11 protein-coding genes are annotated in these 15,360 nt (G+C 63.1%); 7 read left to right on the top strand and 4 right to left on the bottom strand.

Annotation, left to right across the window (positions count from 1 at the left end):
* Window positions 1-254: 254 nt before the first annotated feature.
* Together AC3CD9_RS18065 and AC3CD9_RS18060 are read right to left on the bottom strand one after the other, a co-directional pair.
* Window positions 255-1,037 (bottom strand): CoA-transferase subunit beta, encoded by a 783-nt coding sequence (locus tag AC3CD9_RS18065; RefSeq protein ID WP_488365374.1) that lies wholly within the window; start codon window positions 1,035-1,037, stop codon window positions 255-257.
* A 35-nt stretch (window positions 1,038-1,072) separates the two neighbouring features.
* Complete coding sequence (locus tag AC3CD9_RS18060; protein WP_488365373.1) at window positions 1,073-1,978, bottom strand: CoA transferase subunit A; 906 nt, start codon at window positions 1,976-1,978, stop codon at window positions 1,073-1,075.
* 110 nt (window positions 1,979-2,088) lie between these two features.
* On the opposite strand from AC3CD9_RS18060, the gene AC3CD9_RS18055 reads away from it, so the two are divergent.
* The 7 genes from AC3CD9_RS18055 to AC3CD9_RS18025 all read left to right on the top strand — a co-directional run bounded on the left by AC3CD9_RS18055 (window position 2,089) and on the right by AC3CD9_RS18025 (window position 11,627).
* Entirely contained in the window at window positions 2,089-2,982 is an 894-nt protein-coding gene (locus tag AC3CD9_RS18055) for a LysR family transcriptional regulator (protein ID WP_181271317.1), read from the top strand.
* Window positions 2,983-3,264: 282 nt separating this feature from the next.
* Complete coding sequence (locus AC3CD9_RS18050) at window positions 3,265-4,488, top strand: acetyl-CoA C-acetyltransferase (protein ID WP_488365371.1); 1,224 nt, start codon at window positions 3,265-3,267, stop codon at window positions 4,486-4,488.
* A 326-nt stretch (window positions 4,489-4,814) separates the two neighbouring features.
* Window positions 4,815-5,957, top strand: coding sequence for a CaiB/BaiF CoA transferase family protein (locus AC3CD9_RS18045; protein ID WP_488365370.1), 1,143 nt, complete (start codon window positions 4,815-4,817; stop codon window positions 5,955-5,957).
* Window positions 5,958-6,098: 141 nt separating this feature from the next.
* Window positions 6,099-7,238 (top strand): acyl-CoA dehydrogenase family protein, encoded by a 1,140-nt coding sequence (locus tag AC3CD9_RS18040; protein ID WP_488365369.1) that lies wholly within the window; start codon window positions 6,099-6,101, stop codon window positions 7,236-7,238.
* Between the two features lie 241 nt (window positions 7,239-7,479).
* A complete protein-coding gene (locus AC3CD9_RS18035) occupies window positions 7,480-8,910 on the top strand; it encodes a purine-cytosine permease family protein (protein ID WP_172172557.1) in 1,431 nt (476 codons plus the stop codon).
* 339 nt (window positions 8,911-9,249) lie between these two features.
* A complete protein-coding gene (locus tag AC3CD9_RS18030) occupies window positions 9,250-10,683 on the top strand; it encodes an Nramp family divalent metal transporter (RefSeq protein WP_488365368.1) in 1,434 nt (477 codons plus the stop codon).
* A complete protein-coding gene (locus tag AC3CD9_RS18025; protein WP_488365367.1) occupies window positions 10,683-11,627 on the top strand; it encodes a phosphoglycerate dehydrogenase in 945 nt (314 codons plus the stop codon). The genes AC3CD9_RS18030 and AC3CD9_RS18025 overlap by 1 nt, the downstream gene beginning before the upstream one ends.
* Before the next feature lie 121 nt (window positions 11,628-11,748).
* On the opposite strand, the gene AC3CD9_RS18020 is transcribed toward AC3CD9_RS18025, so the two are convergent.
* Together AC3CD9_RS18020 and AC3CD9_RS18015 are read right to left on the bottom strand one after the other, a co-directional pair.
* Entirely contained in the window at window positions 11,749-12,600 is an 852-nt protein-coding gene (locus AC3CD9_RS18020; protein ID WP_488365366.1) for a fumarylacetoacetate hydrolase family protein, read from the bottom strand.
* Window positions 12,601-12,660: 60 nt separating this feature from the next.
* Complete coding sequence (locus tag AC3CD9_RS18015) at window positions 12,661-15,318, bottom strand: UxaA family hydrolase (protein WP_488365365.1); 2,658 nt, start codon at window positions 15,316-15,318, stop codon at window positions 12,661-12,663.
* Between the last annotated feature and the right edge of the window lie 42 nt (window positions 15,319-15,360).

The raw sequence follows: 15,360 nt of genomic DNA, 5'->3' as shown, positions 1-15,360 counted from the left end.
ATGGCCAGCAACGTTGAGATACTGTCTTCTCTGAACTGCTCACGTTCCTCGGTGAGCAATTCAGAGAAAGGTGTGCCGTCTCGACATTCCACTCCCGCAGCCAACAGCTGACGGCACTGTCTACGACGAATAGCACGGGTTGCAACCAGTGCTATTCGTCGTAGACAGTGCCGTGGCGCTGGTGCCCTCGGGCTGGCGCAGCGGGGCTGGGGCCGGCCGACCAACCTCTGCCGACTCCCGCACCCGCCCCCGCCTCACCGCAGGTAGAGGCGGACCGTGTCGATCTCGTCGCGGAGCAGGCGCACTTCTTCGGCCGTCGGCGCCTGGGTCTGCGTGACATCCTCGGCGACGGCGAGATCCCAGCCGGTCGCTTCCTGCACCTGCCCGACGGTCACTCCCGGGTGGACCTCGCTGAGTTCGAGCTCGCCGAAGCGCTCACGCCGCCGCAGTATCCCCAGCGGGGTGATGACTGTGGAGACGCCGAATCCGCGCGGTTGGATGAAGTCCGGCTGTTCGGCCGCGCGCACAGGCGAGGCCGAGGTGACGAAGTCGAGTTCGGCGGGGAAAGCGGCCGGGTCATGGCGGCGGAGGACGACGAAGACCTCCCCTGCGTTGGCCATGATGTCGGCGGCGCCGCCCGAACCGGGCAGGCGCACTCTCGGAGAATCCCAGTCGCCGATGACGGTGGTGTTGAGCGAACCGAACCGGTCCACCTGCGCCGCACCGAGGAATCCCACATCGACGTTCCCACCTTGGAGGACGTAGCCGAAGAGGGCATGCATGTTGACGACCGCCTCGGCGCCGGAGACGACGACTGAGTCCGCGATGCCTTCGGCCATCGATTCGGGGTGCGCGCCGGCGACCCCGGATTCGTAGATGAGCTGGATGCTCGGATTCACCGTGCGGTGGGCGAGGTCGACGGCCAGCGTGGGCAGCCCGACGCCGGCGAAGACGGTGCGGCTGCGGGCGAGCATCTTCGCAGCCGCGCAGACGATGAGTTCGGTTTCGGTGAAGTCCTTCGCCGAGGCGGTGCTCACTTCAGGCTCCCTTCGCTCGGTTGCATACGGCGTCCCTAATCGACCACGCCCGAAGGGCGCGGATCCACGAGCAGACCGCGGAGACGATCGTGACCGATCGATTCGAGGTATTCGGCATGGTCGCGGGCCCCGCGCACATGGACGTCGATCCACTCCTGCAGCCGGGCGGGATCCTTCGAGATCGGTGTCCATTCGCGATAGAAGGCATTGTCGCGATCGTAGGAGCCCTGCACATAGGACGGGTGCGCCCCGGTTCGCACTTCGCACACCGCGTCGACGGCATGGGCCGGGATGAGAGTGCGGTTCGGGTCGGAGCGGACGACCTCGTCGTCGACGATCTCCTCGACGGTGACGATGACATGATCGGCCGCGTAGACAGCTTCCTGTTGGGTGCCGGTGATGCCCCAGATCTGAACGTTGCCGTGACGGTCGGCGCGCTGGGCGTGGATGATCGTGACATCGGGGTTGAGCGGCGGCACGACGTACGTCCTCTTGCCCGAATACGGGTCGACGACGGAGCGGATGCCCGGGTTGATCCCGGGGATGTCGGAGCCGACGAAGGAGCCGATCGGAGCAAACGGCAGGCGAGCGGCTCCGGCGTGATAGCGCAGGGTCATCGCGTGGTGTGAGTACTCTTCGACCGCGAGCGGCCGCGGGTCAGCCGATTCGATGCGGCGCCGCACCTCGTAGAGGCTGCCGGCCGAACCGGAGGCGAAGAATGAGCAGACGAGGCGATCGACGCAGTCGGCGGCGATCATCATGTCGCTGAGCAGATCGGGGGTGAGCCGGCAGAAGGTGAGTCCGGAGATTCCCTGTCGGATGATCTCGTGTCCGGCGGCGAACGGGATAAGGTGGGAGAACCCCTCGAGCGCCACCGTGGCCCCGTCCTCGACGTAGCGTTCGATGGCCTCAGGCAGACTGACGACTGTGTCACTGTGCATGGTTCGCAGGCTATAGCAATTACCGAATTCCGCAAAATATCTCTGAGATTATTGCATATTCATGCAATAATGATGGCATTCGCCCGGACCGCCTGACACAGGAGAACACAGTGGAGCTGCAGCAGATCCGCGCCTTCGTCGCCGTCGCCGAGGAACTTCACTTCGGCCGCGCCGCCGAACGCCTCGGCATGGCCCAGCCCCCGCTGAGCCGCACCATCCGCTCTCTGGAGACCGAGCTCGGCGCCTCGCTGTTCCAACGCACGACCCGCTCGGTCAGCCTCTCCCCCGCCGGTGAGGCTCTGCTCGAACCGGCCAAACACATGCTCGCCACCCAGCAGGCCGCCATCGAATCCGTCCACCGCTCCTCCAGCGGCGAGGTCGGACGCGTGCGCTTCGGGTACTCGCACCCATCCTCCCGGGACCTCGCCGCCACTCTCGTAGCGGCCTCGCACGAACGCAATCCGGGCATCGCCTTCCACCTCGAGTCGACGGTCTATGCCGACGAAGGCCTCGAGAGGATCATGGACGGCACTCTCGACCTCGCGCTGGTCCGCTGGCGTCGGCGACCTCCGCTCATCGCGGGTCGCCCCGTGGCGATCGAGCGCCCATGTGTCGCCTTGCCGAGTTCACATCGCCTGGCGAATCGGAAGAAGATCGACGTCGCAGAGCTCGCCGATGAGCCTTTCGTCCTCCTGCCCGCGCGGCCGAATTCGAACCTGCGCGAGACCGCCATGCGCCTGTGCCTCGATGCCGGGTTCAGCCCGCGCACGGTCCAGGAGGCCCCCGACTCGCAGTCGATCTCTGCGCTCGTGGCCGCCGGAATGGGCGTGACGATCACGTTCGACTCCGTCGCCGCCGGCTACGACTCGCGGATCACCGCCGTACCGCTCGACCTCCCGAACGAAGCTACCCAGCTTCACCTCGCATACCGCCTCGACCAACAGGACGCAGCCCTGAGCACGGTCCTCGATGTCGCCGAGGCGGTCCTGCCGACAGTCCGCTGAGCTCGGCCGGTCTCACCGCCGTTCGGAAAACCTCCACGTCCGTCGCCCGCGCGACCGACCCCACCACCATTCACCGCGCACGCGTCCGCCGACGGCGCGTCCTCCGACCAGCAGTTGCGCGTCGGATGCCCATTCATTGAGACGACCTCTTGTCTCTCGCGATCTATTCGGATATGTTCATAAATCAGAATGTATTGATATCAGCTTCGGTAGTGATGCCGAAGGGATCGATGCCCCATCGCCGCGGCAGGACGGCTCGATCACAACCCAAAGGGAGACTCTGTGTCCGAAGACATCGTCATCTGCGAACCTCTCCGTTCCCCCGTGGGCGGATTCGGCGGACAGTTCAAGGACGTTCCGCATGAGGAGCTCGGCCGACAGGTCCTCACAGCCCTGCTGGAGAAGACCAACCTGCCGGGCGAGGCCATTGAGGATGTCGTCCTCGGCAACTGCTATCCGCACATGGAGACTCCGGCGATCGGACGCGTCGTCGCCCTCAATGCGGGACTGCCGATCACCGTTCCCGGCCGCCAGGTCGACCGTCGCTGCGGCTCCGGCCTGCAGGCGATCGCCGACGCCCACGCGATGATCTCAGCCGGTTTCGCCGACCTCGTCGTTGCCGGCGGCGTCGAGTCGATGAGCCGCGCACCGTTCTTCAACGAGGAGATCCGGTGGGGCGTCAAGGGCGGCAACATCGAACTCAAGGACGGTCTCGTCCGCGGCCGCCTCACCGCCGGCGGCAACGATTACCCGGTGCCCGGAGGAATGATCGAAACCGCGGAGAACCTGCGTCGGGAGTACAAGATCTCGCGGGAGGACCAGGACGTCTACGCCGTGGAATCGCATCGCCGGGCCGCCTCGGCGACGGAAGAAGGGAAGTTCGCCGACGAGATCGTGCCGATCACGCTGCCTGCCACCAGGAAGACCCCCGAACAGGTCATCACGACCGACGAGCACATCCGTCCCGGATCGACGGTCGAGAAGCTCGCGAAGCTCAAGCCGATGCTCGGGAAGTCCGACGATGAGGCCACGGTGACCGCCGGCAATGCTTCGGGCCAGAACGATGGTGCCGCTCTGTGCATCGTCACCACCGCAGCCAAGGCCGCCGAGCTGGGTCTGCGGGTCTTCGCCCGCATGCGCAGCTGGGCAGTGGCCGGAGTGCCGCCGAAGACGATGGGCATCGGCCCGGTCCCCGCGACCGCGAAGGCACTGCAGCGTGCGGGTCTCGAACTCGGCGATATCGACCTCATCGAACTCAACGAGGCATTCGCGGCGCAGGTGCTCGCCTGTACGACCGAATGGAAGCTGTCCGAATCCGACTTCGCCGAGCGTCTCAACGTCAACGGCTCGGGCATCTCACTCGGCCACCCGGTCGGCGCGACCGGTGGGCGCATCCTCGCCACCCTGCTGCGCGAGATGGATCGCCGCGAATCGCGCTACGGCCTCGAGACCATGTGCATCGGCGGCGGTCAGGGCATGGCCGCCGTCTTCGAACGCGTCGCCTGACAGGACGGCCTCGCCCGAGGCCCACAGCTCACCCCAGGCCGAGTGAAGGGCCGTCCGCATCTGTCGCGGGCGGCCCTTCATGCCGACTCAACCCGCCCTCTTCAGTGGTTCAAATGGTCACATTCTCGCGCCCGGAGCGGGACCATTTCGACCACTTCGGCGCCCCAGTGCCGCCCTCCCAGCACGAGACCGCCCACTAGCCTCGACCGTCTGAAACCGCCCCTGCGACAGACCGCCCGTCAGCACACTCGCCGCGTCCGACGCCTCGGACGAATTCCGCGGAGGCCCCGTTGTCTTCGCCCTGGTCAGCGCCGAGGATGAGGATCATGAACGCAACGAAGCAGCTGCTGACCGGGGTTCGGGTCGCCGATTTCTCCCGAGTCCTCGCCGGTCCCTACGCCACGGCGATGCTCGCCGATCAGGGCGCCGAGGTCATCAAGATCGAGATGCCCGGCCACGGGGACGACTCCCGACATCTCGGACCCTTCACCGAATCCGGGTCGACTTACTTCACCGGACTCAACCGCGGAAAGCGCTCGATCGAGGCCGATCTCAAGGACCCGAAAGACCACGCTCGCCTGCTCGATCTCATCACGAGCTGCGATGTCGTCGTGGAGAACTTCCGCCCTGGCGTCGCCGCGAAGCTCGGCCTGTCCTATGAGGACCTCAAGGCCGTCAAGCCCGATATCGTCTACGCGTCGATCTCCGGCTTCGGACAGCACGGCGCCCAAGCCAAACGCCCCGCCTACGACACCGTCATCCAGGCCCTGAGCGGCCTCATGGCCTCGACCGGCTTCCCCGACGGCTCCCCCACCCGAGTCGGCGAATCCATCGCCGATGTCTCCGCCGGAGTCTTCGCCGCCTTCGGCATCTCCTCGGCTCTCTTCCATCGCCAGACGACCGGCGAGGGAGCCCATATCGACATTCCGATGCTCGACGTCATGCTCGCCATGCAGCCGACGAACGCCTCCCTCCACTCCGCCGGATCCGCCCCCACCCGGGTCGGCAACCGCCACCCCGTTTCGGCACCGTTCGACACCTATCGCGCCGCCGACGGACTCCTCGTCATCGCCGTGGCCAACGACCGACTCTTCGGCACTCTCGCCCAGACCCTCGGCAAGCCGGAGCTGGCCACCGATCCGCGCTTCGCCACCGACGGCCATCGATCGGACAACGACGAGGCTCTGCGCATCGAGATCGAAGAATTCACCACCGGGCGCACCGTGACCGAGCTGTGCGGGATCTTCGATGCCGCCGGAATCCCGAACTCTCCCGTCCTCGATTTCGCCGAGGCGGTCACCGGCCCCATCGGCGCGGACCGTGACCTGACCGCCACCGATCCCCGGGCCGGGCACACCTTCCTCGGCCACCCGCTCCTCGTCGACGGCACCCGCCCCGCGTCCACGCTTCCGGCGCCCCGCCTCGGCGAACACAATGCCGACTTCGCCGCCCCCACCGACTCACCCTGACCTGACCGGCTGGCGCCGATCTCGCCGAGGCGGCGCACTCCGCACGAATCCCCTGGCCTCTCCGTCGGGATTCCCCGATATTCCCGATCGGGACCCCGTCCAATTCCATCGAACCGATCCCCACTGCAAAGGAGCACTCTCATGGCCTTCGACATCACCGCCGATGAACAGGAACTCGTCGACGCCGTCGTCACGATCAGCAAGGACGTCCTCGCCCCACAGGCCGCGGCCGCCGACGCGAATGAACGCGTCTCCGACCAAACCCTGAAGACCCTCGCCGAGGTGGGGGTCATGGGGCTCAACCTGCCCGAGGAATTCGGCGGGCCCGGAGTCGGTTCGGTGGCAATGAGCCAGATGGTCGCCGCCATCACCGAGGCGTGCGCGTCGACGGCGTCGATCGTCACCGCGCAGTTCCTCGCCACCGATTCGATCCTCCTCGGCGGCACCGATGCCCAACGCGAAGCGTGGCTGCCACGTGCCGCTGCCGGCGAGGTCATCGGCGCCTTCGGGCTCACCGAGCCGGGTGCCGGCTCGAACCCGGCGGAGATGTCGACGAAGGCCACACGGGTCGACGGCGGTTGGCATCTCAAGGGCACGAAGTGCTTCATCACGAACGCCGGGTTCGCGGACTTCATCGTGGTCTACGCGAAGACCGACGTCGATGCCGGCCACAAGGGAATCAGCGCATTCATCGTCGACACCGCGGCCGCCTCGGCGGGGCTGGATTTCAATCCCCCGGAGAAGACGATGGGCCTGCGCGGCAGCCCGGTCTTCGAATTCGTCATCGACACGGTCGTCCCCGAGGATGCCCTCCTCGGGAACGCAGGCGAAGGCTTCACCACAGCCATGCGGGTGCTCGACCGGGGTCGCATCGAGGTCGCGGCGATGAGCCTGGGAATCGGCAAGGCCGCACTCGACGCCGCCGTGGAGTGGGCGGGCGAGCGCCAGATCAACGGCAAGCCGCTCAATCGGCTTCAGGGGATCGCATTCAAGCTCGCGGACATGTACACGAAGTACCGGTCGGCGTGGCTGCTGACGATGGACGCCGCCGAACAGCGCGATTCAGGGGTCGACTTCACTCGCTCCTCGGCAACTGCGAAACTCGCCGCCTCCGAGGCGGCCGCCTTCATCGCCGACGAAGCCCTGCAGATCCACGGCGGCTACGGCTTCACCCGGGACTTCCCGCTCGAACGCTACGTTCGTGACGCGCGGATCTACCGCATCTACGAAGGATCTTCGGAGATCCAACGCACGATCATCGCGCGCTCTCTGTCGAAGTAGCGGCCGGTGCGTCCGGGAGACCGGGCGCGAAACAGCACCGAAACGTGTCGAAGTCTACGATCGGCACGGTGTCTGAGGGCGAGTCGACTGCTCCTCGGATCCCGGTTCCGATGCCCGGACGTTCCGGACCGCCTCGGCGAGATTTTCCGATATTTCGGACGAAACCTGTGATTCGGATCTCGTGCGACGCGAACCGGTGGTGCCACACTGAACCAGGTCCATCAGTTCAAAGGAGACAATCATGGCTAGTACGACCAATTCGGGGATCGAGAAGCGGTCCATCGAGATGGTGCCTGACGCCGAGCGTCACGGAACGCCACGTTCCCAGTTCACTCTGTGGTTCGGCGCCAACACTCAGATCACCGCGATCGTCGACGGGGCTCTGGCCGTCGTCTTCGGTGCCGACGCGCTGTGGGCCATCATCGGCCTGCTCATCGGCAACATCATCGGCGGAATCGTCATGGCGCTGCACTCGGCGCAGGGCCCGCAGCTGGGACTGCCGCAGATGATCTCCTCGCGGGCTCAGTTCGGCATCATCGGCGCGATCATCCCGCTCGTGCTCGTCGTGCTCATGTACATCGGCTTCGCCTCGACCGGCGCGGTCCTGTCCGGCCAGGCAGTAAACCTCATCATCGGCGTGCAGACTCCGTGGATCGGCATCGTCATCTTCGGCGCGCTCACCGCCCTGGTGGCCCTGCTGGGATACAAGTACATCCACGTGCTCGGGCGGATCTCCTCGGTGACGGGCCTGCTCGGCTTCCTCTTCATCACCTACTGCGTGCTCACGCAGGTCGATGTCCCCGGACTGATCTCGGGTTCGTCGTTCGCCTTCCCCGCCTTCCTCTCCGCGATCGCCCTGTCCGTGGGCTGGCAGCTGACCTACGGCCCCTACGTCGCCGACTATTCGCGATACCTGCCGCGGTCGACCCCGTCGTCGAAGACCTTCTGGTTCACCTTCGGCGGATCGGTCATCGGATCGCAGTGGTCGATGACCCTCGGCGCGCTCATCGGGGCCGCCGCCATGACGGAATCCGGCAACGAATTCGTCGAGAACCAGGTCGCCTACGTCGGTGACATCGTCGGCGGCGGCGTCTTCGCGCTCCTCATCTTCATCGTCATCCTGCTGGGCAAGCTCACCGTCAACACACTCAACGCCTACGGTGCGTTCATGTGCACGCTGACGATCCTCACCTCCTTCGGCAACAAGGCGACGATCCGCCGCTGGACCCGCGCGGTCTTCGTCATCGGCATCGTCACCCTCACCGTGCTCGTGGCGCTGCTGGCGTCAGCTGACTTCCTCGCGAACTTCAAGAACTTCGTGCTCGCGCTGCTCATGGTCTTCACGCCCTGGAGCGTCATCAACCTCACCGACTACTACCTCATCTCGAAGGACCGCTTCGACATCCCCGCCTTCTACGACCGGCACGGTCGCTACGGCAACTGGAACTGGCGTGCGCTGGTCGCATACGGGATCGGCGTCGTCATCCAGATTCCGTTCCTCGCTCAGTCCTTCTACACCGGACCGCTAGTCGCGAAGCTCGGCGGCGCGGACATCTCGTGGCTCGTGGGCATCGTCGTCACCTTCGTCCTCTACTTCGTGCTCATCCGCAACCACGGAGTCGCCCCGAAGGAGACGATCTACCCCAGCCTCGAGGAACTCGAGCGCAAGTGAGCCCCACCCTCACCGAGGCGGCGCCGACCCAACCGGGCAGCTGACCTCGGCGGGGTGGTTCCGCTCCTCCAACGGCCGTCGGTCGGCAGCGTGCTTCGCTGCCGACCGGCGGCCGTCGCCGATAGCTCACTCCGGTCAAATCGCCACACCTCGCTCACAACGAGCACTCCATCATCGCCGAACCACCTCATATGCGCGGTTCATGCATTCTTGTTGCGCAAATCACGCATTCGGTGGCACACTTGCATGAGCCGTGCCGACGGGGCCATCGTGCTCCGATTCGCCCGAGGCAACGGCTCGATCAATGGACAGATCCACCTTCGTGCAAGGAAGCCGAGTATGACCGCGCAGAACATCGACCGGGACGACCGCACAGGCGCCGACGCCGCCGTCGACCCCTACCACCTCGACCCCAAGGACGTGCTCGAACCGCCCACGACCTTTGCGGGCAAGCTCAAGTACCTCGGTCCCGGTCTTGTCATCTCGGCCGCAGTCATCGGCTCCGGCGAACTCATCACCACCACGGCACTCGGTGCCAAGGCCGGATTCGTCCTCCTCTGGCTCGTCATCATCTCCACCGCGGTCAAGGTCTGGGTCCAGCTCGAGCTCGCGCAGTGGACCATCCTCTCCGGCAAGCCCGCGCTCGAAGGCTACGGCCACGTCGGTCCCCGCCTCATCGGGCGTGCCGGATGGATCAACCTGCTGTGGATCCTCATGGACTTCGCGAAGGTCCTCCAGCGCGGCGGCATCATCGGCGGTGCCGTCGCTGCACTGAGCATCATGCTGCCCGTCTTCGGCGAGCCGCTCTCGACTCCGTCTCTCGTCTTCTGGACGGTCGTCTCGCTCGCGGTCGTCATCGCCCTGCTCGTGACGAACAGGTACAGCATCGTCGAGAAGTTCTCCGTCGGCGCGGTCATCATCTTCACGGTCTCCACCGTCGGACTCGCAGTATCGCTGCCCTTCACCGACTTCGCCTACACATCGGCAGACGTCATGAGTGGACTGACCTTCGCCATTCCCGCCGGCACCCTGGGCTTCGCGGTCGCGATGTTCGGCATCACCGGCGTCGGCGCCGACGAGATGACGACCTACACCTACTGGTGCCTCGAAAAGGGCTACGCCCGCTACACCGGTCCGAACGACGGCACCGCGGAACGCGCCCGCCGCGCCCGCGGCTGGATCTCGGTGATGCGCACGGACGTGCTCGTCTCCTGGATCGTCTCGACCGTGTGCACGATGTCCTTCTACGTCATCGGCGCGGCCATCCTCCACCCGCAGAACCTCGTGCCCGAGGGCAACGACATGATCACCACGCTGTCGTCGATGTACTCCTCGACGATGGGTGAAGCCGGACACTGGATCTTCCTCATCGGCGCCTTCGCCGTCCTCTTCTCGACCTTCATCGCCTCGACCGCGAGCGTGCCCCGGCTGTGGACGAACACGGTGTCCATCCTCGGCGTCTTCGATTGGGAGAACACCCTCACCCGTGGCCGCATCATCCGTGTGCTCACCGTGGTCTTCCCGATCATCTGGGCACTGAGCTACCTCATCATCCAGTCCCCGGTGATCATGGTCCAGATCGGCGGTGTGGCCAGCGGCGTCTTCCTCGTCGCCGTCGTCATCGCCGTCTGGTACCTTCGCTCCCGAGAGGTGCCAGCCGAGTTCAAGTCCAACCACTTCTTCACGGTGATGCTCGTCTTCGCCTCCCTGGCGATCGGCCTGCTGGGCATCTACACCGTGTTCGAGACCTTCGGAATCGAGATCGGAGCCTGATGCGCCTCACCGTCCTCACCCCGTCTTTCGGCAAGTATTCGCAGCGACCGAGTGCACGATCCGCGCAACTCGGCCTCGACCTTGGCTACCGGACCGAGAATCATCCCAAATCCGGGCAAGACCTCATCGAGGCGATCTCCGGCGCCGAGGCGGTCCTCGTCGGTCTCGATCGGATCAACGCCGAGGTGCTCGCCGCCTGTCCCGACCTCAAGGTCGTCGCGAAGCACGGAGCCGGAGTCGACAACATCGACTTGGACGCCGCGGCTGCCGCCGGAGTAAGGGTCGTCAACACTCCCGGAGCGAATGCCGAGTCCGTCGCCGACCTCACGCTCGGGCTCCTCATCATGGGCGCCCGCCGGATTCGCGCCGCCGAGGATTCGCTGCGCACCGGCGAGTGGGGCGTATTCTTCGGTTCGCAGCTGAGCGGCAAACGCCTCGGCATCCTCGGCTTCGGCCGCATCGGGCGGGAGGTCGCGAAGCGTGCCGCAGGATTCGGCCTGAGCATCGCCGCATACGATCCGTACGTCCCCGATGAGGCCATCGCCGAGGCGGGGGCCGAGCCCCAGAACCTCGCCGAGGTGGTCGCAGGGTCCGATTTCCTCACCCTCCACCTGCCCGGTGGCGACGAGCCGCTGCTCGATGCCGAGCTTCTCGCCACGATGCCCAAGGGTGCCGGGCTCATCAACGCGGCCCGTGGCGGGCTCGTCGACGAGGCAGCTCTGGCCACGGCTCTTGAGTCCGGGCGGCTGTCATTCGCCGCCCTGGACGCCTTCGCCACGGAACCGCCGGCGGCGGACGATCCGCTGCTATCCGCGCCGAAACTCATCGCCACCCCGCACATCGGCGCCTACTCGGATATTGCGAACGCGAACATGGGAACCTGGGCCGTCGAAGACGTCGTCCGGGTGCTGCAGGGCGAGGAGCCGCGCTTCTCAGTGGTCTGATACGCGAAGTACCAACATTGCCACGCACAGCTGTGGGGCTGCACCGATCGGTGCAGCCCCTTCGACACCTGCCTTATTCCGAGCTGGGTTCTTCGAGGCCCGAGCTTTCCCCTTGAAAGGATCAGGCGAAAATTTGGACTATAGTGCCCAGCCCTGCAATAGAGCTGGTCAATGTCTCGCCGGGGGATAGGAACTCTTTCGGGTCTCGGCCGAAACCGACACCGTCAGGAGTACCGGTGAAGATCAGGTCTCCAGTTCTGAGCTCGATGACTGAGGAGATGTGTTCGATGAGGGCGGGAATGTCGAAGATGAGGTGCTCGGTCGAACCTTGCTGAAGTATCTGGTCACCACGTCTACAGTCCATCATGACACCGGAGGCGACGTCGATCTCGTCTGCCGTAGTAATCCAAGGACCCACTGGGGTGAAACCCTCGTACGACTTACCTAGTGAAAACTGAGGCGAGTTGGAGGCGGCGAACTGAAGCTCGCGGCACGACAAGTCCTGTCCTACGGCGTAGCCTGCAATGTGCCCCCACGCGTTTTGCTTCTCAATATTGCGACCGCCTTGCCCAATGACCGCGACGAGTTCCACCTCCCAATCGACCATCGATGAAGGCAATTGAACTTTGCTTGATGCACCTGTCAGCGACGAACTGAACTTGGTAAAGATTGCCGGCGACTCGGGTACTGAGATGTTCACTTCGTCAGCATGATCTTGGTAGTTCATTCCAATAGCCAGAATCTGCGTGGGGTCTGGCAATGGGGTCTGCAACTGTGAGAGATCGACCGTTTCCGCCTGCGCCCTCCAATCGGAGTTCTCCGACCACACTCGTAATTCATCGAGTTCGGAGAGCAACAGTTTCACATCGGAGGGTAGTTCGCCGCGTGATAGCGCCGCAATATCAGCAGCGCGCAGTTCGTCTCCGGTGTCATCGATGAGATGGGCTTTGCAATCTATTCGTGCAATTTTCAAAGGTGTTCCTTTCATAGTGCAATGAGCCAAGTCGACTTTCCAACTCGGCTATGATGCTGGTCAGAGGGAAACTCCACTGAAGCCCCGCGAGAGTTGGAAGCCTGTACCTGGCCGGCTCTTCGTCACACACGAATAGCTACCGGTATACGCACCAACGCTCCGTTCGATGATCGCCTCTGAATCGCGGCCGAGGTTACCAGTGAAAATGTGGTCGAACAGCGAATCTTGGCTTGACTGGTCCGAGAATTGCAGGGTCGGCAGAAAACGATGAGGTTGCAGCGGACGCAAATTGGCCAGAACGATGAACACTTGAGCACCAGCCGCGCCCATGCCTGTTGATGCCTCGGCCCAATCGTCGGTACTCGTCTGCATAATGTGAAGCCCTGAGGACTCGGGCCGCGTCCCGTACTCGAGAGTCGGTCTAACGTCTACCAGTCCAAGCGGTTCGAGGAACTTTGGGTGCGTAAGCAATGCATCTGATTCGGCGACAATTATCGTCATCCCTTGGGCAACCATTATTTCCACTGTTTTCGCAATGGTTCGGGCTGCGTGGTCCGTCAAACCAGCGCTGGAACTCCCGACTCCGGTAGTCGTGAGTCCGGATCCTTGCGTGCCTTCTGGTGAATCGCAAACAGCCGGTCGTTCACTGTTTCCAATGCGTGCGTCGATAAGAGACCGAACGATGTTTGTCACCGCGTCGATGCCCCCCGATCGCTGAATACTAGCCCATCCGAATCGAGAAGAATCTATGCCTCGATTCTGCAACTGTGCGGAGAAAAAATCGTTATGGGTCTTCTCGCACCCGTGCTCAAGGAATACCGCGTAGTCGATGTCACTGTGGTCGGCATATCCGACCATCGTTCTTGCATAGAGGTCCTCGGCTTCACCACCCGATACTCCGCATCCTTCGGTATGCGGAAGCGCAAAGACCTCCCACGTGCTGAATGCATCTCCGGAGTTTGCCATGCTAGCGATTTGTTCAGCGACTTGACCAGAGCACAGACTCGTTGGCAGGATTGCAATCCTGCGCTGGCCACGTACCCCGTTCGGCAATCCCTCAGAATCTGCTTCCCGACCCGCAATCGCGGGGCCCGTCCTGACTGCCTGCACCGGTCGACGCCCGGCAGTCTTGTCTGATAGATGCCAATCGCGCCAAATCTGCACCTGAGACTGGCCGGTCTGTTCTCCCTTGCTTCGAGCCCCGAAGGCCACTCTCATAGTGAGCTCGTACAGCTCGTCTGCGGCTGCTTGGAACGGCTTTCCATCCATTAATGCACCAGCGTTGAAATCCATATCGCTCTCGAGAAGTTCAAACCGCTCTGTGGTTGTGACAATCTTGATAGTGGGCACAAATGGGAAGTTTGTGATCGACCCGTTTCCCGTTGTGAACAGAATCAGATTGGCTCCGGACGCGACTTGTCCGGCAATGCTCTCGAGGTCATTCCCGGGACTATCCATGAAGCAGTAGCCTGCTCGATCCATTGGTTCGCCGTATCCGATAACGTAGTCGAGTGTGGTTTCGTGGTCCTTCTTACGGCCAGCGCCCAATGACTTCAACGTGATGTTGTAAAGACCGCGATAGATATTGCCTCCAGATACGTTTCCTTCAGCAGTCTGCCCGTGCCGACGAGCATAAGACTTGAAGGCGTTCTGTTTTCCGAGAAATGATCCAATGACAGAGTCGTCACTCACTTTTGCAAGGACGTGCTGCTCGGCACCGATCAGCTCGTCAGTCTCAGCGAGATTCGCTGTTCCTCCTTCCTGCAGAATTCTTTCCACAGCTCCACCAAGGAGCGGATTCGCAGTGACTCCAGAAAATGCGTCTGAACCGCCACACTGTAGCCCCAGTTTGAGCGCCGACATCGGCGCCCTCCCGGGCTTAATCCGACGTGCACGGTCCACCAGTGGCTCCGCAATCCTCTGCAACGCGGCAATGTCAGACTCTTCATCGACCCCTGCGTTGAAGAAACGGATGCTGCTTGACAAGTATCGAGGCCCCATTTTTTGGAGCTCCGCCAGCAATTCTTCGCTCCGAATAGCGGAGTCCTCTGTATTGACGAAGATTGTCGAGGCAAGATTCGAGTTGACTGCAAATCCCGCCAATGTACGCAAAAGAAGGGCACGATTGTTTATGGGAGTAGACGCCCCACCTTCGGTGTGTACAACCGGGACGAGGCCGTGGAAATCGTCAGTCGTTTCAAGATCATCGTTGATGACCTGCGTCGCAGAGAGGACGAGGTTTCTGAATAGCGAGCTTACTCCTATAAGAGCTACGTAGTTCCTCGTCCCCCAGCCTCTGCTGCTGCTCCGAAAATACCCGGAGAACGTCGGCGGATTTGAAACGCCATCCCGCGTTGGAAAATACGTATCTGGCTCTGGAATGAACTGCTCAATCGTAGTATCGCGGTCAGTGAAATTGACCGTCAGACCATCGGTGTAATCCTGCGGATCACGAAGCTCCAGCACTTCCCGCATCTTCGCGTTGCACAGATAGTCCCCGACAGCTATGTCACGAGTAGCAAAACCGAAAGCGTAAGTCCAAGAGTTCACTGCAGATCCCTCTGCAATAGGTTGGACAGCGAAACGATGCCCTTTTGGAATCGTGGTGGAGATCGTCACATCTTGTCCACCGACATCGATCGTTTCTCCTGCGCGAATCTTCTCCGTCGTGATCGCCACATTGTCGGACTTATCTGGAAGTAGATACCTGATTTTCACGTGCGTTCTCCTCTCGTACGTTCTGCTCTTGCTTTGGTCGTT

This window comes from Brevibacterium sp. MGP-B1 (assembly GCF_057766545.1).
Note: the sequence above shows the minus strand (reverse complement) of the source record. Positions and strands in the feature narration are given on the sequence as shown.

Excerpts from the sequence above, each read along its gene's own strand:
- AC3CD9_RS18025 (WP_488365367.1), top strand. The coding sequence starts at position 10,683 with ATGCGCCTCACCGTCCTCACCCCGTCTTTCGGCAAGTATTCGCAGCGA.
- AC3CD9_RS18030 (WP_488365368.1), top strand. The coding sequence starts at position 9,250 with ATGACCGCGCAGAACATCGACCGGGACGACCGCACAGGCGCCGACGCC.
- AC3CD9_RS18035 (WP_172172557.1), top strand. The coding sequence starts at position 7,480 with ATGGCTAGTACGACCAATTCGGGGATCGAGAAGCGGTCCATCGAGATG.
- AC3CD9_RS18045 (WP_488365370.1), top strand. The coding sequence starts at position 4,815 with ATGAACGCAACGAAGCAGCTGCTGACCGGGGTTCGGGTCGCCGATTTC.
- AC3CD9_RS18040 (WP_488365369.1), top strand. The coding sequence starts at position 6,099 with ATGGCCTTCGACATCACCGCCGATGAACAGGAACTCGTCGACGCCGTC.
- AC3CD9_RS18060 (WP_488365373.1), bottom strand. The coding sequence starts at position 1,978 with ATGCACAGTGACACAGTCGTCAGTCTGCCTGAGGCCATCGAACGCTAC.